Genomic DNA, 20648 nt, shown 5'->3' with positions numbered 1-20648 from the left:
GGAACCCGCCCGGGGCGGGATCGCTGTGCCACAGTGGTGACATGCCCGAGGAAACGACGTCGGGCCGGGACCGGATGGACGCGCTGCCGGCGGCCGTCCTCGCCTTTTCGGCCGGTCTGGAGCTCGAGACGACGCTGCACCGGATCGTCACCGCCGCGGCCGGCCTGGTCGGCGCCCGGTACGGCGAGCTCGCGCTGCTCGACGAGGACGACCGGACGACGGCGTTCGCCGTGACCGGCGTCGACGACGCCACCCGGGAGCGGCTGGGCCCGCCGCCGGACGGCCACGGGCCGCTCGGCGCGCCGGCGACCGGCCGGGGTCCGGTGCGCCCGGCCCACCGGGGCACCGGTGAGCATCCACCGCTGCGCGCGTTCCTCGGCGTGCCGCTGCTGGTGCGGGGTGAGGTCCTCGGACGGCTGTACCTCGGCGGCGAGCAGCCGTTCACCGCCGACGACGAACGGGCGACCGTGGCGCTGGCGGCGGCGGCCGGGATCGCGGTCGACAACGCGCGGCTCTACGAGGAGAGCCGGAGCAGGCAGCGGTGGCTGGAAGCCACCGGGGAGATCTCCGCCGAGCTGCTGAGCGGCACCGACGTCCATGAGGTGCTGCGGCTGATCGCGAGCCGGGCCGCCGAGCTCACCGGCGCCGGCCACGCGCTCATCGCGCTGCCGGAGTCGCCCGGTGGGGCGCTGGTCGTCACGGTGTGCGCCGGCCCCGCTGCCGAGGTGCTGACCGGCCGCCGGATCCCGCTCGAGGGGTCGACCTCCGGCGCGGTACTGCGCGACCACGTGCCGCGCAGCGTGCCGAACCTGGCGTTCGACCTGGCCGCCGGCCTCGGCGTGGACCTCGGGCCGGCGCTGGCGGTGCGGTTGCGCTCCGGCTCGCGGTCCGGTGCGGCCGTGCTCCTGGCCGTCCGCGGCCCCGGGGCGGCGCGGTTCGACGAGCACGAGCTGCAGCTGGTGTCCGCCTTCGCCGACCAGGCCGCGCTGGCGCTGCGGGACGCCGAAAGCCAGGCCGCCCGCCGCGAGCTGGACGTCTTGGTGGACCGCGAGCGGATCGCCCGCGACCTGCACGACCAGGTCATCCAGCGGCTGTTCGCGGTCGGCCTGGGGATCGAGGGCACCCGCCGCCGGTCCGATTCGCCGTCGGTCACCAGCCGGCTCACCCAGCACATCGACCAGCTCCAGGACGTCATCGAGGAGATCCGCAGCGCGATCTTCGCCCTGCACGCGCAGCCGGGAGCCGGCCGGGGCCTGCGGGCGCGCCTGCAGAACGCGATCGCCGACACGACCGCCGACTCCGCGATCCGCACGACGGTGCGGCTGTCGGGAGCGTTCGACCGGGTACCCGCCGCACTGGCCGAGCACGCCGAAGCCGTCGTCCGGGAAGCGATCACCAACGTCCTGCGGCACGCGAGGGCGGCCGAACTGGCGGTCACCGTGTCCCTGGACGGCGACCTGGTCGTCGAGGTGTCGGACACGGGGATCGGGATGCCGGAAGCCGTGGCGCACAGCGGACTCCGCAACCTCGAGCAGCGCGCCGCGGAGACGGGCGGATCGTTGCGGCTCGACCGCCCGGCCGGAGGTGGCACCCGTCTGGTGTGGACGGTCCCGGTGCCCTGACGCCGGTGGGCCAGTGCGGTCTGCGGGCGGCGCCGACCGGGGAGTCCAGCGGTCGGTTGCGGACACCGCAGTGGATCAGGCCGGCGAGGGCAGACTGCCGGACTTGCCCGTCGGTGGTTGGTCGGGCCGCCCGAACCTGCTGAGCGGCGACGAAGTCCAACTCGGTGACGAGCGCCGGAGGTCGCGGTTGGCGAGATCGACGGGGCCTCCGGTTTCGGGCAGCCACAGCTGGAGGCCGTGCCGGGTGCACCAGGTGTAGAGGGCGGCGATGACCTGGCCGTGGCCCGCCACTAACTCATCGGCCATGTCGCGTTGCCAGTCCTGGGATGACACGCGGTCTTGACGGCGGGTGGTCGAGGTGCGGCCGTAGAACGCGAATCGCAGGCCGTTGACATAGACATTTGTGGATGCTGGGCCGGTCGGATTCTTCTGCTCGGCCACTGCGCGAGTAGCTGGTCGATGCGGATGCACGTCGGACCGATGGTGAGTTTGGCGCCTTATACCGACGTGTTCGAGCTCGCTCGTTCGGCGCGGCGGATCGGGTGCTCGCAGGTCGTATAACGATCTATACGCCGAGGCTGATGCGATCAGCCGCCCGACTTGTCCGGAGCCGAGGTGCCGGGTGCGGCGGGAGCGCGGCGGTCAAGATCGCTGTGCTCCCGCCGCTGCTAGCGTGCTGGTGTGAGCAACCCGTTGATCGCGCAGACCCAGGACTCGACGAAGGCCTACTCCGGCATCTCGCTCCTGGAATCCGCCAACGATCTCTCGACCGCCATCAAGAGCGGCGACTGGGCCTCGGTGGCGATGGGCGCGGTCGGCACGGCGCTCGACGCCCTGTCGATGGCCATGGACCCGTTCGGTGCGATCCTCGCCGCCGGTGTCAGCTGGCTGATGGAGCACGTCGGCCCGCTCAAGGACGCCCTCAACGCGCTCACCGGCAACGCCGACGAGATCCAGGCCCAGTCCGAGACCTGGGCCAACGTCGCCAAAGAGCTCGGCAGCGTCTCCTCGGACCTGACCGACGCCATCAAGGCCGATCTGCAGTCGTGGTCCGGACCGGCCTCGGACGCCTACCGGCAGCGCGGACAGGACGTGGCCACCACCCTGCAGGCGGCGCAGAAGGGCTGCGAAGGTGCCTCCAGCGGCGTCAAGACCGCCGGCGAGGTCGTGGCCGCGGTCCGCACGCTGGTGCGCGACATCATCTCCGAACTCGTCGGCCACCTGATCAGCTGGGCGCTGCAGGTCGTCTTCACCCTCGGCATCGGCCTCACCTGGGTCGTCCCCCAGGTCGTCACCGCCGTCGCGAAAACCGCCTCGAAGATCACCGACCTGGTCACCAAGCTCGTCAAGGCGCTGAAGGCCCTGGTGCCGCTGCTGAAGCGGGCAGGAACGCTCTTCGAGGACGCCGGCAAGGCGCTCAAGAACATCAAGGTCGGCAAGACCGCGCCGCCGCCCAAGGCCGGCGACATCAACGGCACCCCGAAGGCGCCACCGGTGAAGACCCCCGGTGGCGACGGCGGGGGCACCCCCAAGGACCACACACCGCCACCGGCGGCCAAGGGCGGCGACGACGCCACCCACGCCTCCGGCACCGGCGACGGCGGCTCTCACGGCGGTGGCAGCACCCCACCGCCGCCGAAGGCCGACGAGGCGCCGCCCAAGACCGACCCCGAACCGCCGCCGGCGCAGACCCCGAAGGAGCTGGGGGACGACAAGACCGTCACCTCGGGCTCCGGTGGTTCCGCAGGTTCCGGCGGCGGCAAGAGCATCAAGGACAGCAACGCGAACCCGCACGAGAACGGCACTCCGCCGCCGGACCGGTCGGTGTGCGGCGATCCGATCGACGTGGCGACCGGGTGGATGCTGCTGACGCAGACGGACCTGGAGATCCCCGGCGCGTTGCCGCTGGAGGTCTCGCGCACGCACATCTCGTCCTACCGCGCGGGCCGCTGGTTCGGCCCGTCGTGGGCCTCCACCGTGGACCAGCGGCTCGAGGTCGAGGACGACGGCGTGCACGTCGCGCTCGCCGACGGGAGCCTCCAGAGCTACCCCGTGCCGGTGAGCTCCCCGGTGCTGCCGGTGGCGGGCCCGGCACGCCCGCTGCGCCGGGTCGAGGGCGGCTACCTGGTCGAGGATCCGCAGCAGCAGCACACGCTGTTCTTCGAGGAGTCCGCCGACGGCGTGTTCCCGCTGAGGACGATCGCCGACGGCGACGGCAACCGCATCGAGGTGGTGCCCGGTGCGAACGGGGTGCCGGCGGAGCTGGTCCACTCCTCCGGCGACCGGGTGCTGTTCGACAGCGCGGGCGGCCGGATCACCGCGCTGCGGGCGGCCGACGGCACGGTCGTCGCGAGCTACTCCTACGACGCGCGCGGCCGGCTGGCCGAGGTCGTCGACGCCGCCGGCACACCCACCCGGTTCACCTACGACGCCGACGGCCGGATCGTGCGCTGGGAAGACGTCAACGGCCGCTGGTACAGCTACGGCTTCGACGCCGCCGGCCGGGTGGTGCGGGCCCGCGGCACCGGCGGCTACCTCGACTGCACGATCGACTACGACCGCGAGAACCTCGTCACGAGCGTCACCGACTCGCTCGGCGCGGTGCGCCGCTTCCACCTCGACGACCGGCTCGGCGTGATCGCCGAGACCGACGCGCTGGGCCACACCACCAGCCTCGCCTACGACGAGCACGGCAGGCTGCTCACCCGGACCGATCCGCTGGGGCGCCAGGTCCGCTACGAGCGGGACCGGGCCGGCCGGGTCGTCGCGATCACCGCGCCGGACGGCACGCGGTCGCTGACCGAGTACAACGAGCAGGGCCGCCCGGTCACCGCGGTCGGCCCCGACGGCGCCACGTGGCGCTACGAGTACGACGCGCGCGGCAAGGTCACCGGGGTCGTCGACCCGCTCGGTGCCCGGACCTCCTACGCCTACGACGAGCGCGGCAACGTCGCCGTGGTCACCGACGCGCTCGGCGGCACCACTCGGATCCAGTCCGACGCGGCGGGCCGGGCGCTGACCGTCGAGGACGAGGACGGCGCCGTCACCCGCTACACCTACGACCTGCTCGGCCGCACCACGTCGGTGACCGACGAGCTGGGCGCCGTCACCCGGTTCGCGTGGGCGGCGGGCGACCAGCTCGCCGAACGGATCGAGCCGGACGGCGCGACGTGGCGGTGGCAGGACTCCGCCGTCGGGAACACCGACGAGAGCACCGACGCGCGCGGCAACACCACCCGCACCGAGTACGCGCAGTTCGACCTGCCGGTGGCCGAAACCGGCCCGGACGGCTCGCGGCTCGCCTACGCGTACGACACCGAGCTGCGCCTGGTGTCGGTGACCAACGAGCAGGGCCTGGTCTGGCACTACCGCTACGACCCCGCCGGGAACCTCACCAGCGAGACCGATTTCAACGGCCGCACCCTGCACTACCGCTACGACGCCGCCGGGCAGCTGATCGGCCGTACGAACGGTGCGGGGGAGACCACGACGCTGGAGCGCGACGTGATGGGCCAGGTGGTCCGCCGCGTCACCGGCGACGACGTCGCGACCTTCGCCTACGACGCGGCCGGCCGCATGGTCTCCGCGCGCAACGCCGACGCCGAGGTCACCTTCGCCTACGACGCGCTGGGCCGCGTGGTCGCCGAGACGGTGGACGGGCGCGTGGTGCGCTCGGAGTACGACGAGCTCGGCCGCCGCCGCGCGCGCCACACGCCGTCGGGCGCGATGTCGCGCTTCGAGTACGGACCGGCCGGCACACTCGCCGCGCTGCACGCCGGGAACCGCTCGCTGCGCTTCGAGCACGACCTCGCCGGCCACGAGCGGGTCCGCCGCTTCGGTACCGCGGAACTGCGCCAGAGCTGGGCGCCGGGCGACCGGCTGGTGGCCCAGACGGTCGTCGCGGGCCAGCGCACGACCCAGCACCGCGAATACGGTTACCTCGCCGACGGTTACCTGGCTTCGGTGGCCGACGCGATCACCGGTACCCGCACCTTCGAGGTGGACCACTCGGGCCGCGTCCAGGCCGTCGTGGGCCACGGCTGGCAGGAGAACTACGTCTACCACCAGACCGGTGTCATCGCCCAGGCGCAGACGCCGGGAGCGCCGACGGCCGGGCCGCGGGAGTACCGCGGCACCCTGCTCACCGCGGCGGGCGCGGTCCGCTACGCCCACGACCCCGAAGGCCGCACCACCCTGCGCGGTGCCGGGCCGGCGGGTCCGCAGTGGCAGTTCCGGTGGAACGCCGAGAGCCGCCTGACCTCGGTGCTCACGCCCCGGGGCGAGCACTGGCGCTACCGCTACGACGCACTGGGCCAGCGTGTCGCCAAGCAGCGCCTCACGCCGGACGGCCGGGTGGCCGAGCAGGTCCAGTTCGCCTGGGACGGGGACGCGCTCGCCGAACAGGTGCGCACCGGACCCGGTCAGCCCCCGGTCGCCACCGTGTGGGAGTGGGAACCGGGCACCGGCCGCGCCCTCACCCAGACCGAACGCGTCCTCGGCGCGCCGGGCGAGCGGTTCCACACGATCGTCACCGACCTCGCCGGCACGCCGAGCGAGCTGCTGGAGGAGTCCGGTGAGGTCGCGTGGCACCGCCAGGCCACGCTCTGGGGCAAGGTCCTCGACGGACCGGGCCGCGCCACCACGCCGTTGCGGTTCCCCGGTCAGTACCACGACGCCGAAACGGGGCTGCACTACAACCTCAACCGCTACTACGACCCCGAGGCCGGCCGTTACCTGTCCCACGACCCGCTGGGCCTCGACCCCGGCCCGGACTCGCAGGCCTACGTCCACAACCCGACCGCGCTGGCCGACCCGCTCGGCCTCGCCCCGACCGTCACCCCGTGCGCGGCGAAGAAGAAGCAGCAGGCAGCCGCCTCCGGTTCCTCGAAGTCCAAGGTGAGCAAGGCGAAGCAGCAGTTGGTCGGTACCGGCGGCGCGGGGCCGAGCAAGAAGGCCCCGAAGGTGAAGACCAAGCCGGACGGCAACCCCGCGAAGTCCGACGGCTCGTACGGCACGACGAAACACGAGCAGGCGCGCACCTGGGAGAAGTACCAGAACGAGATCAAGAACGACTCGACCTGGAAGGACCCGAACAAGCTCGTCAGCGGCAAGACGCACGAGTCCGAGCACCCGATCGGGTACAAGGCCATCGGCGGCGACGAGTTCCAGCGGGCGAACGCCCACGAGAAGCAGATCCGTGACGGCGTCAACTCCGGCGGTCGCGGGCCGAAAACCGCGGACGAGGCCGCCAACATCAAGGACGCCCGGCGCATGGAAGACGACGCGCCCGCTTACCAGGAGTCGGCGCAGGCGCACCGCGACAACATCGGCACCGGCGTGCGCGGCGAGAAGGACGGCTCGGGGTTCAACGCCGACACCTACCGCGAATCCCTCGGCAACACGTTGCGGGAGGGCCGGCCGAGCGACGGCGTCCAGCTCAACCAGCTCACCTACGCCCACCAGCACAAGGACGGGGGCATGATCGACAACCCCGCCTACATCAGCGACAAGAAGACCCCCGGTGTGCCCGAGCGAATCCAGAAGTGGGAGCCGAACCCGCACTACAAGAACGACATCGAGACGCCCGACGAGCCGAAGATGACCCACGCGGAGCAGCCCGCGCCCGCACGGGACACCTTCCGTCCCACCGCCGGGACGGTGCAGGGCAAGGTCGCCGACGACTCCTACCACCACATGGTGGACAAGATGGAGGGCAAGTCGATCGAGTACAGCGACGGCACCGGCGGTGTCGGCAAGCCGGGCGGCACCGCCCACACCCCGCCGGTCTCGCACGACGACGTCATCGAGATGCACACGGCGCGAGACGTCGTGCGGGACGGCGCAGGAGTGTCCAAAGAGGACATGCCGATGTTCCTCCACGACAAGGAGATGGGCCACCGCCTCGGGCAGCCGACCGACGCGGACAAGCAGAAGTACTGGAACGACGACGTCAAGGACGTCGACATGTCGGACCAGGCGGTGCGGGAGCGGATCCAGGCGCAGCAGGAGCGCATGCAGCAGATGGTCGGCGAGCAGCGCGCAGGCCGCGGACCGGGCTGGGCCGCCGACCCGGACGCCATGGAGGTGGACGGATAACCCTTTCCCGGCCCGAGGATTGGATGCGCAATGGGACGCTCGTCGGTGTTCACTTTCCAGTACATCGCCATCGACACGGAGGCTGGTGTCACGCCGGAGGAGTTCGAGACTTTCGTGCGTGGTGAAGGCGTGCACCTGCCCTTGTACCCGGGGTGGCGGTGGACTCTGCTGCGCGGGTTGCGTGGCGAGCGGACCGGGCAGTACCTGATGTTGTACGAGATCGAGAGCGCCGAGCAGCGCGACCGCTACGTCACGGCCCGGGGTGAGCAGACCGAGGCGGCGCGCCAGTTCTGGGCGCGGCACCCGGAGGCGGAGGCGGTGCTGGCGCGGTGGCGGCGGCTGGGCACCTACGGTGAGCTGCCGACGTTGTTCACCGACTACCGGCTGCTGGCCGACAATCCGCGGAGCACGGTCACGCCCGGCCCCCGCTACCGCGACCGTCCGGGGGAGGAGCCCGTCGCCCGGGTCGTCGGGATCCACAACCTGGCGTTGCGCGCCGGGGTGACCGAGGAGATGTTCGACCGGTTCATCGCCGAGAACCACCACCGGATCGACGACTACCCGGACTGGCGGTTCCACGTGCTCAAGGGCGAGCGGGGCAACCGCCTCGACCAGTACGTGATGATGATGGAGATCGCGAGCCTGGAGGCGCTGGACGTCTTCTACCCCGAGCCCGACATCGCCACCGGCGAGGCCGCGGAGTTCGCGGCCGCCCACCGCGACACCAAGCAGATGTACGAGGAGTGGAAGCAGCTGGCCTCGTTCTCGGGCTCGCCGCAGATCTACACGGACTACCTCGCCGTCGCGGAGAACCCGGCGTAGTCCCGCACGACCGGTTCAGGCGCGCTTGTAGTGGCGGACTCCTGCCGCTGTTCCGCGCCGTCCGCAGTGCCGCCGCCGGCGGACTCGGGCTGGCCCCGGAGGTCGTCGGCGACCTGGTCGGGCAGGTGCTCAGCCCCGACCCGGAGCTGACCGGGCGCGAACTCGACGTCGTCCGGCTGCTGGCGCGCGCATCTACCGCAAGCTCGGCGCCGCCAACCGCGCGGCGGCCGTCTCGGAAGCCGTCCGCCGGGGCCTGCTCGAACTCGGCTGAGCGCAAAGGGACGGCTGGGCGACGAGCAGTTCGTGTGCCGCGCAGCCACTCACCGTTCAGGGCCGGCCAGGCCGTGGAGGACGAGGTTCGTGACCGCATCCGGGACGCGGTCGTCGAGGGTGGGCAGGGCGTGGTTGAGACCGGCGAGCATGACGCCGATGGCCGCGGCCAGCAGTTCGGGGTCGCCGGGGAGCGGCTCGCCGCGGTCGCGCCGGTTTTCCAGGTGCTTGCGCAGCGGGGCTGTCCAGGTGGTCAGCTCGTCCCGCAATCGTCCGGAGGCCGGGGCGGCGGCGGTCGCCGACTGCAGCAGGGCGATGGCGATGGGGCGGTGGGTGCGCAGTGCGGTCCAGCAGGCCGTGACGTGCTCGCGGATCGGGTCGTCGCCGGCCGGGTCCGGCGCCGCTGTCCCGGCGAGTTCGCTGCGCAGGACGGCGAGCAGGTGCTCCTTGTCGCGGAAGTGGGTATAGAAGGTGCCGGCGGCGCGGCCGGCCGCGGTGGCGATGTCGGTGATCTTGGTGTCGGGGTAGCCGCGTTCGGCGAACAGTCGCTTTGCCGCGGCGAGCAGGTCCGCCCGGGTCCGGCTCGCGTGTTCGTCCCGCGTGCTCATCAGCCGGCGAGGTGGGGGAGGAGCCGGGCCGAGGATTCGCGGAGCTCGTCTCGCACGGCGTCGAGGTCGACGTCGAGGAGGGTGTGGTCGCGTTTGCGCCAGTGCCCGGCGATCATGACCGCTTCGATGTCACCGGCGGTGGCGTGCAGGGCCGCCGCGACCGGGTTCGGCCCCGGGGCGTCGATGACGATGAGGTCGGCCTGCATGCCGGCGTCGAGCCGGCCGACACGGTCGGCGAGGCCGAGTGCTCGGGCGCCCTCGACGGTGGCCCAGGCGAGCGCCTGCTTGGCCGTGATCGTCGCGGTGAGGGAGAAGGATCCGGTGGCCCTGCGGTGGTCCTCGTGGTCGTGGCCCCGCTGGTGCGCCAAGGCGATGCGGGCGGCGGAGAGCACGTCGGCGGGGGTGACGACGTCGGTGTCGGTGCCCAGCGACGGCGCGGCGCCGAGCCGGAGCAGGTGCCCGGTGACGGGGAGGCCGTGGCCTTGGCCGAGTTCGTTCTCGGGCGTGCTGGTGAGACTCGCGCCCGCGTCGACCAGGATCTCGAGCCACTCTTCGGTGAGCCCGGCACCGTGGACGACGTCGGTGGCCGGGCCGAGCAGCCCGGCGGCGCGCACGGCCGCCCAGGCGGGCCCAGGCGCGCCACCGCTTTGGTGCAGCGACACGACGAGCCCGCGTTCGGCGGCGGCGCGGAAGTCGGCGACCGCGGTGTCCGGAGTGGACAGTTGCGGGCCGCGGACCGCCATGCCGAGGGTGAGCAGCGGGCCACCGGTCACCCGGTCGATCTCGTCGACGGGGTGGGCCGCGTCGGGCGCGGAGTACGCGGTGCCGTGCAGGAACACCCCGCGGACGCCGGACGCGCGGAGGCCGTCGAGTGCGGCGTCGGTGTGGTCGGGGGTGGGCGTGTTGTGGCACCAGTCGCCCAGGGTGGTGGTGCCGCGGTCGAGCTGGTCCAGCGCGCCGGCGAGGGTGCCGACGCGCATGTCCTCGGGCCGGTAGTGGCGGGCCACGGCGCCGTGCAGGCGGCCGAGGTAGTCCGCGAGCGTCCAGTCGGTGCCGACGCCGCGCAGGGCGGTCTGCCAGGTGTGCAGGTGGGCGTTGACCAGGCCGGGCATGATGATCCGGCCGGCGATGTCGACGACCTCGGCGCCGGTCGCGTCGAGGTTTTCGCCGACCGCGGCGATGGTGTCGCCGTCGATGAGGATGTCGGCGTGTTCGGCGTCGGGACGGTGCGGTGCCATGGTGATCACGCGAGCGCCGCGCAGCAGGGTGCGGTTCACCGGGTCACCTCAGGGGTCAGGGCCCGGGCGGCGGCGCGGGTCGAGGCGAGGAAGTCGTGGGTCGCGATGTGCCCGAGGTAGCCGTCGGGCCGGACCAGCAGCAGCGTGTCGCCCTCGATGCCGTAGCCGCGCCGGTCCTCGACCGTGATCCGGCGCAGCGGTGCTCCCGCGTCCGGCCAGTCGAGTTGTTCGCTCGCCGCGGCGGCCTGCGGGCCGTATGCGAGGAGGGTGAAGTGCGGTCCCCGGTAGGTGTCGAACAGGCGAGAGCCGCCCAGGTCCGCGTCCGGGGCCCGGTCGCCGACCCGCAGCGTCTTCGTGCGGTCGGTTTCGCCGGGTGCGAGCGGGCCGCCGTGGTAGGTGAGGGAAAGCTGTTGTTCGTCCTGGCCGCGGCGCAGGCTGGACGGGTCGAGTTTGGCGAGGCCTTCGTACTTCTTCGTGGACAGGCCGAGCACGCCGGCGGCGATCGGGAGGCGTTCGGCCTCGTAGGTGTCGAGCAGCCGCGGGTCGGCTCCGGCGAGGACCTGGCCGAGTTTCCAGCCGAGGTTGTAGGCGTCTTGGATGCCGGTGTTGAGGCCCTGCGCGCCGGCCGGGGTGTGCACGTGCGCGGCGTCGCCGGCGAGGAACACGCGCCCGCGCCGGTAGGCCTCGGCCAGGCGGATGTTCGGCCGGAACACCGACCGCCACCGGATGTCCCGCACGGCGATGGCCCGGTCGCGGGTGTGCGCCCGGATCCGCCGGGTGATCGCCTCCTCGCCCTCGGGTGGTTCTTCGTCCGGGGCCAGGCGGATCATCCACTGGAACAGGCCGGTGTGCGGCAGCGGGCAGGCTCCGGCGAACCGGCCCTTCACCCCCGGCCAGACGTGCCACCGGTCACCGGACAGGCCGGAGGTGACGGCGTCGACGATGAGCATCCGGTCCCCGTCGCGGGTCTCGCCGAGGAAGCCCAGACCGAGGTGCTTGCGGACGGCGCTCGAACCGCCGTCGGCCCCGACGAGGTAGCGCGCGGTGATCCGTTCGGGGCCGTCGTCGCCGAGCACGGTGGCGGTGACCGACGTGGCGTCCTGGGCGAACCCGGCGAGCTCGCGGCCGTATTCGACCTTGCCGCCCAGCTGCTCGAGCCGGTCGTGCAGCACGGCGTCGGTGCGGTACTGGGGCAGCAACCGGGTGTTCGGGTAGGGGACGTCGGTGCTGCGTGCGCGGTTGCGGAACATCCGCCACGGGACGGTGACCGGTCCCAGGTGGATGCCGAGGCGGGGGTAGTCGCTGCTGCCGGCGAGGACGTCGTCGAGCACGCCGAGGTCGTCGAACACCTCCAGGGTGCGTGGCTGAAGGCCTTTGGCGCGGGAGCCTTCGAAGGAACGCGGGGCCTTGTCGATGATCCGGACCGCGAGGCCGCGGCGGGCCAGGTCGATGGCCAGGGTGGTGCCGGCCGGGCCGGCGCCGGCGATCAGGACGTCGAGGGTGTCGTTCATGGTGCGAGCCGATCGGGGTGCGGGACGGCGAACGACGCGAGCAGGTCGCCGACGTCGTCCGGCCGTTCGTAGGGGGCCATGTGGCCGCATTCGGTGAGGACGTGAGTCTGCTGTGGACGCAGCAGCTCGTGGACGGTGTCGAGGTGGGTGATCGGGGTGACCTGGTCGTCGTCGCCCCACAGGAGCAGGACGGGGAGTCCCAGCTCGCCGGTGCCGCGGAAGAGGTCCTGCCGGTCGTACAGCGGGAAGCGCTGCAGGGTCTGGAAGAACGCGTAGAGGGAGCCTTCGTAGCGATAGGCGTCCCGGACCATCGCGACCAGCCGGGCGGAGAGGGCGGGGTCGCGGACGTTGTGCCCGAGGTGGTCTTCCAGGAGTTTGCGGCCGAAGCGGCGGGCGACGAATCGGGCGAGCACGTCATTGCGCAGCAGCCGCTGCGGCCGAGGACGTTCACCCAGCCCGGCCGGCCCGGCGATCGTGAGCGTGGTGACCGATTCGGGGTGCAGGTTCGTGTAGGCCATGGCGACCAGGGCGCCCATCGAGGTGCCGACGACGTGCCGCGGCCGCGTGGGGTCCAAGGTCGTGGTCAGCTCGGCGAGCTGGCGGACGAACAGCGCTTCGTCGTAGCGGCCCCGGACGCGGTCGGAGTAGCCGCGTCCGTAGGCGCTGTAGGACAGGGTGCGCAAGCCGTGGGCGTGCAGCCGGGCCGCGAGACCGTCCCAATAGGACAGTGGGATCGTCAGGCCGCCGACGAGGACGGCGAGTTCGCCGTCCGCGGGTCCGGTCAGCTCGTAGTGCGTCACCCCGTCGGACAGGGTGATGAAGCTGCCGCGCAGGGTCCGGCGGGTGACCGCGTCGAGCCGGCGGTCCTCATCGGCGGCGACGAAGTACTTCATCGCAGGAACTCCGCGATCGCCGCGGCCACCCAGTCCGGATCTTCTTCCGGCAGCAGGTGCCCGCCGTCGGCGTGCACGCGCTCGAGGGCGCCCGGGATGTCGCGGGCGAAGTGCTGCCCGTCGACGCCGGCGCTGCGCAGGACCAGCGTCGGGACCGCGATCCGCGGGAGTTCGGCGCTGCGGTCCGGCTGGTCGGTGTTGGCGAAGTCGACGAACGCCGACCGGTTCCCCGGACGGCTGGTCAGCGCGTGCACCCGGTCGACCATGGTGTCGTCCACGATCGCGGAGTTCGCGCCGACGGCTTCCCGCAGCCCGAGTTCGGTCGCGCCACGCGGGAGCCAGCGCCGCAGCAGGGGGCGCAGCAGCGGGTTCCGGGCCAGCCGCAGCCCGGCGGGCAGCGTCTTCTCCGGGTAGCCGGTGGCGTTGACCAGGACCAGCGCATCGACCCGCTCCGGGGCGTCCAGAGCCAGGTTCCACGCGATGTTGCCGCCGAGGGAGTTCCCGGCCACCGCGAAGTGCGGCAGGTCGAGCGCGGTCATGAACCGGGCGATCGTGCCCGCGTAGGTCCGGACGCGGTAGTCGCGGTCGGGCCGCGGCCCGGTCCGCCCGAACCCGGGCAGGTCCGGGCGGATCACGTCGTGCGACGCCGACAACAGCTCCGCCACTCGCCCGAAGCCCTCCAACGACGACCCGCTGCCGTGCAGCAGCAGCACCGCCGGGCCCTGCCCGGTGCGTTCGTAGTGCACCCGGAGTCCGTCGATCGGGATTGACTGCATGTCCTTCATAATGGCAACAGTGTTGCCGTTATTGCGTGGCGTGTCAACGCCGTCATACTCACGGGTGTGACCAGTTCGCCCTCGCCAGCCGCCTCCGCCCCGCGCACCCGGGGTCGCCCCGCCGTTCCGCTGGACCGGATCCTCGCCACGGCACTGCAGCTCGTCGACGAGGAAGGCGCCGAGGCGCTGTCGATGCGGACTCTCGCCCAACGGCTCGAATCCGGCACGGCCACGCTCTACCGCCACTTCGGCAACCGGGCGACCTTGATCACCCAGGTCATCGACCGCGTCTTCGGGGAGATCGAACTCGACCCGGGTGCGCTGGCGGAGCTGAGCTGGGACCGGGCCTGCCAGGCCGTCGCCCGGGCGATGTTCGACACGCTGGGCAAGCACCGGAAGATCGCGCCCCTGCTGATCGAGCAGACCCCGACCGGGCCGAACGCGATGGTGCTGCGGGAACGCTGCCTGGCCGTCCTCCTCGGCGGTGGACTACCGCCGAACGTCGCCGTGCGCGCCTACGCGACCCTCTCGCGCTACGTCCTCGGCTTCGCCATCCAGCTCTCCGGATCCGGGAACGACGCCGAACGAGAGCGGGTGTCGACGCGCTTCCACGACGTGTCGGCCGGGGACTTCCCGGCCACCCACGCGGTCGCGGACTCCCTGCCGGTGCCGCTGGAGGACGAGTTCGCCTTCGGCCTGGAGCTGATCATCAACGGGCTGCGTCAGCTGCACGCCCGCTGACTTTCGCTCAACGGATCGTGCAGCAGCCGCTCGAATCCGAGCTCGCCGGCGCCGATCAGGGTGGCGTCGTCCCCGAGCGCCGAGACACTCAGGCGCACTTTTTCCTTCGCGACCGGCAACACATTACGTGCGACGCGACTACGTACTCGCGGCAATACACCGGCGTACACATCCCGCAACATTCCGCCGAAGACGACGACCGCCGGATTGAAGAGATTGATGAGATTGGCCACGCCGATGCCCAGCCAATCCCCGACGTAATCGAGCGCGTCGCGAGCGTCGGCATCGCCCGCGGCCGCGTCGGCGGCCACCGCCCGAACGGCGTCGCGGCCGAAGACCTCCGGCGGTCGGCGTGCGGCGTCCAGCAAGGCCCGTTCACCGGCTTCCGCCTCGAGACACCCGCTGGAGCCGCAGCCACAAGGTCGCCCGTCGTGCGGGTTGACGACCATGTGGCCCAGTTCGCAGCCGTACCCCGCGTCGCCGTCCAGCACCGTGCCGCCGACGATGATCCCGCCACCGACGCCGACGTCGCCGTGCAGGTAGACGAGGTTCTGCACCCCCATCCCGGCCCCGCGAAGGTTTTCCGCGAGCGCTCCGAGGTGCGCCTCGTTTCCCACCGGCACCCGCAGTCCCAGTCCCAGCCGGCGGGCCAGTTCGGCGCCGAACGCCTGGTCGACCCAGCCGAGGTCGGGGCCGAACCGGACGGTCCCGTCGCCGGGACGGATCATCCCGCAGTACGAGGCCCCCAGCCCCACGCAGGTCGACGTCGACGGTGCCGCTTCGGCCAACTCGCGGCCGAGCTTCGCGAGCGTCGAGACCACATAGTCGAGATCGACTCCGGACCGGCGCCGGGCAGCGACCTTGCGGTCCAGGACGACCCCGCCGAGGCCGATCCGGGCGGCGACCAATCGGTCCACCGCGACGTCGAATGCCAGTACGTGGAAACGATGGGTCTCCGGCCGCACGATGAGCGACGGGCGGCCTTGGTGACGATTGTCCGTCTGCGACACTTCCCGGACCAGGCCCGCCGCGCTCAGTTCCGCCGTCAACGCCTTGATCGTGCTTCGGTTGAGGTTCATCCGTTTCGCGATTTCGGCCCGCGAGATTCCGTCGCTCAGGTGTACAAGGCGAAGAAAAGTACCGCGATTGTGCCGACGCATCTCCTCCTGGTCCAACCCGATTCTCGAGCCGTCCCAGGGTGTCAATTCCATGGTGTGTCCGATGCGTAGAGTGTGCTGGTCAGACTGGCACCAACGCGCTCTTCGCGCAATCCCTTTTACCGGCAGAGCTCTTCGCACTGCTCGGTTCCGCTCCCGGCCCGGACATCGGGGTGCCCGCCGCGGCGGCCCTTGCGGCGAGTCGTCGGCTTCTACCGGGACACCGCCTACGCTCTGCCTTTGCTCAAAGCACAAGGACGTGCCGCGGACGCGGATCGCGTGCAGGCGCGAATCTCATCTTGACTTCGCGAGCCGGTTGCAGTGAAGCGCGAACGCTCAGCCGAGAGCGTCGAGCAACCGCTGCGCGGCCACCGCCGCTCCGTCGGTGCGGATCTCGGCGCTCAGCGCCTTCGCCCGCACGCGGGTTTCGGGTGTCAGTGCCGTGTCGAAAGCGGCGCACAGCGACTCACGGGTCGCCGTCGGACCGTCGAGGGCGGTGCCGATCCCGTGGGCGGCCACTCGGCCCGCCCAGTACGGGTTGTCCGCCAAAGCGATCGGGACCACCACCTGCGGGACGCCGGCCCGTGCCGCCGTTTGTGTGGTCCCCGCGCCGCCGTGGTGGATCACCGCCGCCAGTTCAGGAAACAGGCGCTGGTGGCTGACGTCCCCGATGGCGAAGCAGCCGGCCGGGTCCAAATCCGCCCAGCCGCGGGAGACGAGGACGCGGTGGCCGCGGGCGCGGGCGATCTCGACGGCCCAGCGGGGGATGTCCGGGGCCGGGCTGATGCTGCCGAATCCCACGTACACCGGTGGCGGGCCCGCCTGCAGGAAGGCCTGCAGGTCCGGCGGCAGCGGGCGGTCGTCCGGCTGGGTCCACGCGCCGGTCTGGACCACTTCGAGGCCGGCGCCGCCCGGCCACGGTCCCAGTACCGGGTCCGCCGCGAGCCACGGCCGGTCCGAATAGACGTGGTCGCGCACGGTGGCCACCGGGGGCAGGCCGAGGGCGGCGCGGTGGCCGTTGAGCGGCTCGCGGAACTGCTCGTCGACCCGGCGGGCGTCGATCTCCCACCGGGTCGCGTTGCCAGCCGCTTCCGGCTCGGGCCAGCCCGGCCGCGGTGGTGGCGCGTGGTGCGGCGAGGGCAGGTTGACCGCCGAATAGGTCACGTACACGTAGGGGAGGCCCGCGGCCTCGGCCACCGACCGCGCGGCGACCTGCGCGAGGCCCGCCACCACCAGCGCATCGCACCCGTCGGCCGCCGAGGGGAGCACGTCGAACTGCGCGTCGAGCAACTCGGTGCGGTAGCGGGACAGCTCGGCTGCCGACGGCGGGGTCGTGCCGCGCATCAGCGCCCGCACCGGGAGCCCGAGCGGCACCCAGTCGATCCCGAGACCGGCGAGCCGGTCCGCGAACTCCTCGTCCGGCGGAGTGCACAGCCGCGCCTCGACGCCCAGGGCCCGGAGCTGGACCGCCAGCGCCACCAGCGGTTCGACGTCGCCCCGCGTTCCGTACGTCGAGAGCAGTACCCGCATTCGCGTCCCTTCGTTCACCGCGATGCGCGGGCGTAGAAGCCGACCGGCATCGTGACGTCCGCGGCCGATGCGCCGCACTCCAGCATCCACAGCGCCGCGGCGGGACCCAGCTCCCGGCCCAGCGCCTCGAGCGCGTCCGGGTCCGGGGCCACCGCCCGCGCCTGTTCGACCCCGCGCGCGAACGCGGCGGGGTCCCAGCCGGCCGAATCCCCGTCGCCGAGGGAACGCGCGCCGGCGGTCAGCGCCGGCACCGGCAGCGGATCGGGCACGCCGAGCAGGCCGTGGGTGCGCTCGCCGAGGAGCACCCCCATCCAGCCCGAGCTTTCCGGGGTCGGCCGGGGACCGGTCCACCGCGGTCGCCCGTCCATGTCCGGGAGCTTCGCCGGCGCGCCGGAGCACGCCCACCGGCCCGCCCACTCCACGGCCAGGCCCGGCGCGCTGCGGGTGGCGGGATTGTGGAACCGGGCCATGTCCCATCGGTTGCCCACCGCGACCGCGGCCAGGTCGCGGTGCGGCCAGACCCTGGCCTCCCACCAGAACCCCCACGGGAACGCCGCGGTGTGCCCCCACCACCAGTCCTCGCCCAGCTCCGGGTCGGCGAGCTCGAGGGTCAGGCCGGAGAACGACCGGACGCCGTGCGGGCTCGGCCGCGGTACGCGCGGGGCCACCATCTTCGCGAGCGCGTCCGGCCCGACCAGGCCCCGGTCGCCGCGGGCGGTGCGCAGCAGGGACTGCAGCAGGCGCGCGAAGTCCGCGGCGCTGGTGTGCATCCCGACCCCCGGGTAGGCCGACGTCCGCAGCGGCGGGCTCGGCACGCACCAGTCGCCGAACGCCAGGTACCCGGTCGCGCTCGCCGCCGGGGTCCGGCTGCCGTCGTCGATGCTCGTGGCGGTCATCCCGGCCGCGGTGAACACGTCCCGGTGCACGCGGGCGCCGTACGGTTCACCGGCCAGGTGCTCGACGACGCCGCCGAGCACTCCGACCCCGAAGCTCGAATACGAATAGGGGCCGGGTGTGGTCAGGAGGGGCAGCACCCCGCCGTACTCGACGGCGCGGCCGATCTCGTGGCGGCGCCGGACGTAGTCCAGGATCGGCTCGGCCGGCGCCGTGGGCGCGACTGCGGTGACGATGTCGCTGTAGTAGCCGGCCTGGTGGGCGGCCAGCATGGCGGTGGTGGCGGGCGGCGCACCGGGACCCCGCAGCCCCGCGGGCAGTACTTCGTCGACCGGGGTGTCCAGCGCCACCGCCCCCGCCTCGACGAGCTGCATGAAGGCCAGGCCGGTGACGGGCTTGGTGAGCGAGCCCGCCGGCGCGACCGTCTCGGCGGTCATCGGCGTGCGCGCGGCCAGGTCGGCGAACCCGGTCGCGGCCGTGCGCAGGTCGTCGCTCGTGGCCACCGCGACGGCGACCCCGGGGGTCCCGGTGACCGCGGCCAGCCGGGGCAGGACGGTGTCCAGCGCCGCCAGCACGTCGTCGAGCATGCTCATCCCTCGGTGGTGTTGTAGTTGACGATCCGCGCCACCATGTGGGCGCGCGCACCGGCCAGCGGGCTGTCCGCGTCCCGCCGGGCGACGTCCGGGAGCCGGTGGGCCTGGTCCTCCGCGACCGCCACCATGCCCCACAGCGCGTTGAAGCCCGACGGATCGGCGGGCTTTTCCGCGGCGGCCTCGACGGTCACGACGTCGCTCCCGCCGGCCACGGTCAGCGCGCCCATCTGCCGCAGCACCCCGGGATCCCGCTCTTCGGCGGCCACCACGCTCCAGCCCGCCACCGCCGTCTCCCGCAGGGCGGCGAGGAGGCTGTCCACGCCGCTGACCACGATGTCGGGGAGGACGAGCGCCACGGGACCCCGCGTCAGCGGCAGCGCACACCGGATCGCCCCGTCCAGCCCCGGCTGGGCCACGTCGTCCTGGTAGACGAAGACCAGCTGGAACATCCCGGCGTAGCGCGCCAGGTACTTCACCGTGTCCAGCTTGTGCGGGCCGAACACGACGACCACGCGCACGCTGAGCCCGCTCTTCGCCACCTCCACCACGGCGTCCAGGCTGCGGTCGAGCACGGTGACCCCGGGCGCCAGGCAGTGCAGCTCTTTCGCGTACGGCGCGCCGAACCGCGTGCCGAGCCCGGCGCAGGGCAGGATGACCGAAACATCGGGGACGGGTGTGGTCATCGCAGCCGCACCTCCAGAGCCACCCGGTGGCGGGCCCGGGGCAGCGGCACCCACGCCGGCTCGCCCACCGGCGTCACCGCGGGAAAGCGCTCGAACAGGCTGCGCAGCGCCACTTCGGCCTCCACCTTCGCCAGGGCGACGCCGAGGCAGAAGTGCGGTCCCCAGCCGAACCCGACGCTGCCCTCGCGGCCGCCGTGCTCGGCCTGCCGGCGCACGTCGGCGTGGTGCGGGCAGGCGAACCGGGCCGGGTCGCGGTTGGCGGCGCCGAGCACCGCCTGCACCGGGTCGCCCGCGCGGATCCGCACGCCACCGACCTCGAGATCCGTTGCGGCGTAACGCAAGCGGGCCAGCTGCACCGGGCCGTCCGTGCGGACCAGTTCGCGCACCGCGGCGGGCCACAGCTGCGGCTCGGTGCGCAGCAGCTTCAGCTGGCCGGGGTCGCGCATCAGCGCGAGCGCCGCGTTGGACAGCATGTGCGCCATGGTTTCGTGCCCGGCGAGCACCAGGAACACCACGAGGGCCACGGCGTCGACGTCGGTCAGGTCGTCCTGGGCGACGACCTCGCTGAGCAGGTCCGCACGCGGCTCGGCCCGGCGCCGGTCGACCAGGGCGTGGCAGTAGGCGAACATCTCGCCCAGCGTCGGGGTGATCCGCGCCGGGTCGCCGTCGACCAGCACCTTGCCCCAGCGGTACCAGTCCGCCCAGTCCGCTTCGGGCACCCCCACCAGCTCGCAGACCACGGCCATGGCCAGCGGGTAGGCGTACTCGTCGAGCAGGTTCGCCGTCGGGCCGGCCAGGCCGTCGAGGAGCCCGTCGACGATCTCCCGCACCCGCGGGCGCAGCGTCTCGACGCGGGAAGCGCCGAAAGCGTGGCTGATGCTGCGGCGCAGCCGCGTGTGCTCGGCGCCGTCGAGGCTCAGCAGGCTCGCCCGCAGGTACGGCAGGTGCTCGGGAGGTGTGCCCAGCGCGAGGAACGTTTCCTCCTGCGTCTGCGCGCCTTGCCCGGGCAGGCCGGCGGGATCGTTGCGCACGGCCGGATCGGACAGGACCGCGCGGACGGCGTCGCTGCCGGTGACCAGCCACCCCTCCTCGCCGTTGGGGAGGCGGGCCCAGCAGACCGGTGACTCGGCGAGGATCCGGTCGTACCCGCGCATCGGGTCGTCGAGGACGCACCGGTCGCGGACGTCCACCACGGGTTCGGGCGACATAGGGCT

The 20648-nt window shown here is 72.7% G+C and carries 15 protein-coding genes; 4 read left to right on the top strand and 11 right to left on the bottom strand.

Going from position 1 to position 20648, the window contains the following annotated elements; all coding sequences use genetic code 11:
* Positions 1-41: 41 nt before the first annotated feature.
* The gene (locus tag H4696_RS15835; RefSeq protein ID WP_086857084.1) at positions 42-1622 is read left to right on the top strand and encodes a GAF domain-containing sensor histidine kinase; all 1581 of its coding nucleotides are present in this window, start codon (positions 42-44) and stop codon (positions 1620-1622) included.
* A gap of 75 nt (positions 1623-1697) precedes the next feature.
* On the opposite strand, the gene H4696_RS15830 is transcribed toward H4696_RS15835, so the two are convergent.
* Entirely contained in the window at positions 1698-2063 is a 366-nt protein-coding gene (locus H4696_RS15830) for a hypothetical protein (RefSeq protein ID WP_249026875.1), read from the bottom strand.
* 240 nt (positions 2064-2303) lie between these two features.
* On the opposite strand from H4696_RS15830, the gene H4696_RS15825 reads away from it, so the two are divergent.
* Both H4696_RS15825 and H4696_RS15820 read left to right on the top strand, forming a co-directional pair.
* Positions 2304-7718: a DUF6531 domain-containing protein gene (locus H4696_RS15825; protein WP_086858045.1), complete on the top strand. Its 5415-nt coding sequence runs from the start codon at positions 2304-2306 to the stop codon at positions 7716-7718.
* A 30-nt stretch (positions 7719-7748) separates the two neighbouring features.
* Entirely contained in the window at positions 7749-8540 is a 792-nt protein-coding gene (locus H4696_RS15820; RefSeq protein ID WP_086858044.1) for a hypothetical protein, read from the top strand.
* Positions 8541-8860: 320 nt separating this feature from the next.
* Here H4696_RS15820 and H4696_RS50060 read toward each other — a convergent pair whose 3' ends face one another.
* From H4696_RS50060 to H4696_RS15795, 5 genes are read right to left on the bottom strand one after another with little or no spacing between them, the layout of a single operon-like run.
* Entirely contained in the window at positions 8861-9418 is a 558-nt protein-coding gene (locus H4696_RS50060) for a TetR/AcrR family transcriptional regulator (protein WP_086858043.1), read from the bottom strand.
* Positions 9418-10695: an amidohydrolase family protein gene (locus H4696_RS15810; protein WP_086858042.1), complete on the bottom strand. Its 1278-nt coding sequence runs from the start codon at positions 10693-10695 to the stop codon at positions 9418-9420. The genes H4696_RS50060 and H4696_RS15810 overlap by 1 nt, the downstream gene beginning before the upstream one ends.
* Positions 10692-12167, bottom strand: coding sequence for an FAD-dependent monooxygenase (locus tag H4696_RS15805; RefSeq protein ID WP_086858041.1), 1476 nt, complete (start codon positions 12165-12167; stop codon positions 10692-10694). Before H4696_RS15805 ends, H4696_RS15810 begins: the two co-directional genes overlap by 4 nt.
* The gene (locus H4696_RS15800) at positions 12164-13060 is read right to left on the bottom strand and encodes an alpha/beta fold hydrolase (RefSeq protein WP_086858040.1); all 897 of its coding nucleotides are present in this window, start codon (positions 13058-13060) and stop codon (positions 12164-12166) included. The genes H4696_RS15805 and H4696_RS15800 overlap by 4 nt, the downstream gene beginning before the upstream one ends.
* A complete protein-coding gene (locus H4696_RS15795) occupies positions 13057-13836 on the bottom strand; it encodes an alpha/beta fold hydrolase (RefSeq protein WP_211299648.1) in 780 nt (259 codons plus the stop codon). Before H4696_RS15795 ends, H4696_RS15800 begins: the two co-directional genes overlap by 4 nt.
* A 66-nt stretch (positions 13837-13902) precedes the next feature.
* On the opposite strand from H4696_RS15795, the gene H4696_RS15790 reads away from it, so the two are divergent.
* Positions 13903-14577: a TetR/AcrR family transcriptional regulator gene (locus H4696_RS15790; protein WP_211299647.1), complete on the top strand. Its 675-nt coding sequence runs from the start codon at positions 13903-13905 to the stop codon at positions 14575-14577.
* Here H4696_RS15790 and H4696_RS15785 read toward each other — a convergent pair.
* The 5 genes from H4696_RS15785 to H4696_RS15765 all read right to left on the bottom strand — a co-directional run bounded on the left by H4696_RS15785 (position 14559) and on the right by H4696_RS15765 (position 20642).
* The gene (locus H4696_RS15785) at positions 14559-15788 is read right to left on the bottom strand and encodes an ROK family transcriptional regulator (protein ID WP_211299646.1); all 1230 of its coding nucleotides are present in this window, start codon (positions 15786-15788) and stop codon (positions 14559-14561) included. The two genes, H4696_RS15790 and H4696_RS15785, sit on opposite strands and share 19 nt — an antisense overlap.
* A 282-nt stretch (positions 15789-16070) precedes the next feature.
* Complete coding sequence (locus tag H4696_RS15780; protein ID WP_086858038.1) at positions 16071-17264, bottom strand: glycosyltransferase; 1194 nt, start codon at positions 17262-17264, stop codon at positions 16071-16073.
* 14 nt (positions 17265-17278) lie between these two features.
* Complete coding sequence (locus tag H4696_RS15775) at positions 17279-18745, bottom strand: serine hydrolase domain-containing protein (protein WP_192783030.1); 1467 nt, start codon at positions 18743-18745, stop codon at positions 17279-17281.
* A gap of 2 nt (positions 18746-18747) precedes the next feature.
* Positions 18748-19434, bottom strand: a complete 687-nt coding sequence (locus tag H4696_RS15770) for a glycosyltransferase family protein (protein ID WP_086858036.1) — start codon at positions 19432-19434, stop codon at positions 18748-18750.
* Positions 19431-20642: a cytochrome P450 family protein gene (locus tag H4696_RS15765; RefSeq protein ID WP_086858035.1), complete on the bottom strand. Its 1212-nt coding sequence runs from the start codon at positions 20640-20642 to the stop codon at positions 19431-19433. The genes H4696_RS15770 and H4696_RS15765 overlap by 4 nt, the downstream gene beginning before the upstream one ends.
* Positions 20643-20648: the final 6 nt, after the last annotated feature.

The sequence above is a fragment of the Amycolatopsis lexingtonensis genome (assembly GCF_014873755.1).
GTDB lineage: Bacteria > Actinomycetota > Actinomycetes > Mycobacteriales > Pseudonocardiaceae > Amycolatopsis > Amycolatopsis lexingtonensis.
This window is presented reverse-complemented; position numbering and strand designations above follow the sequence as displayed.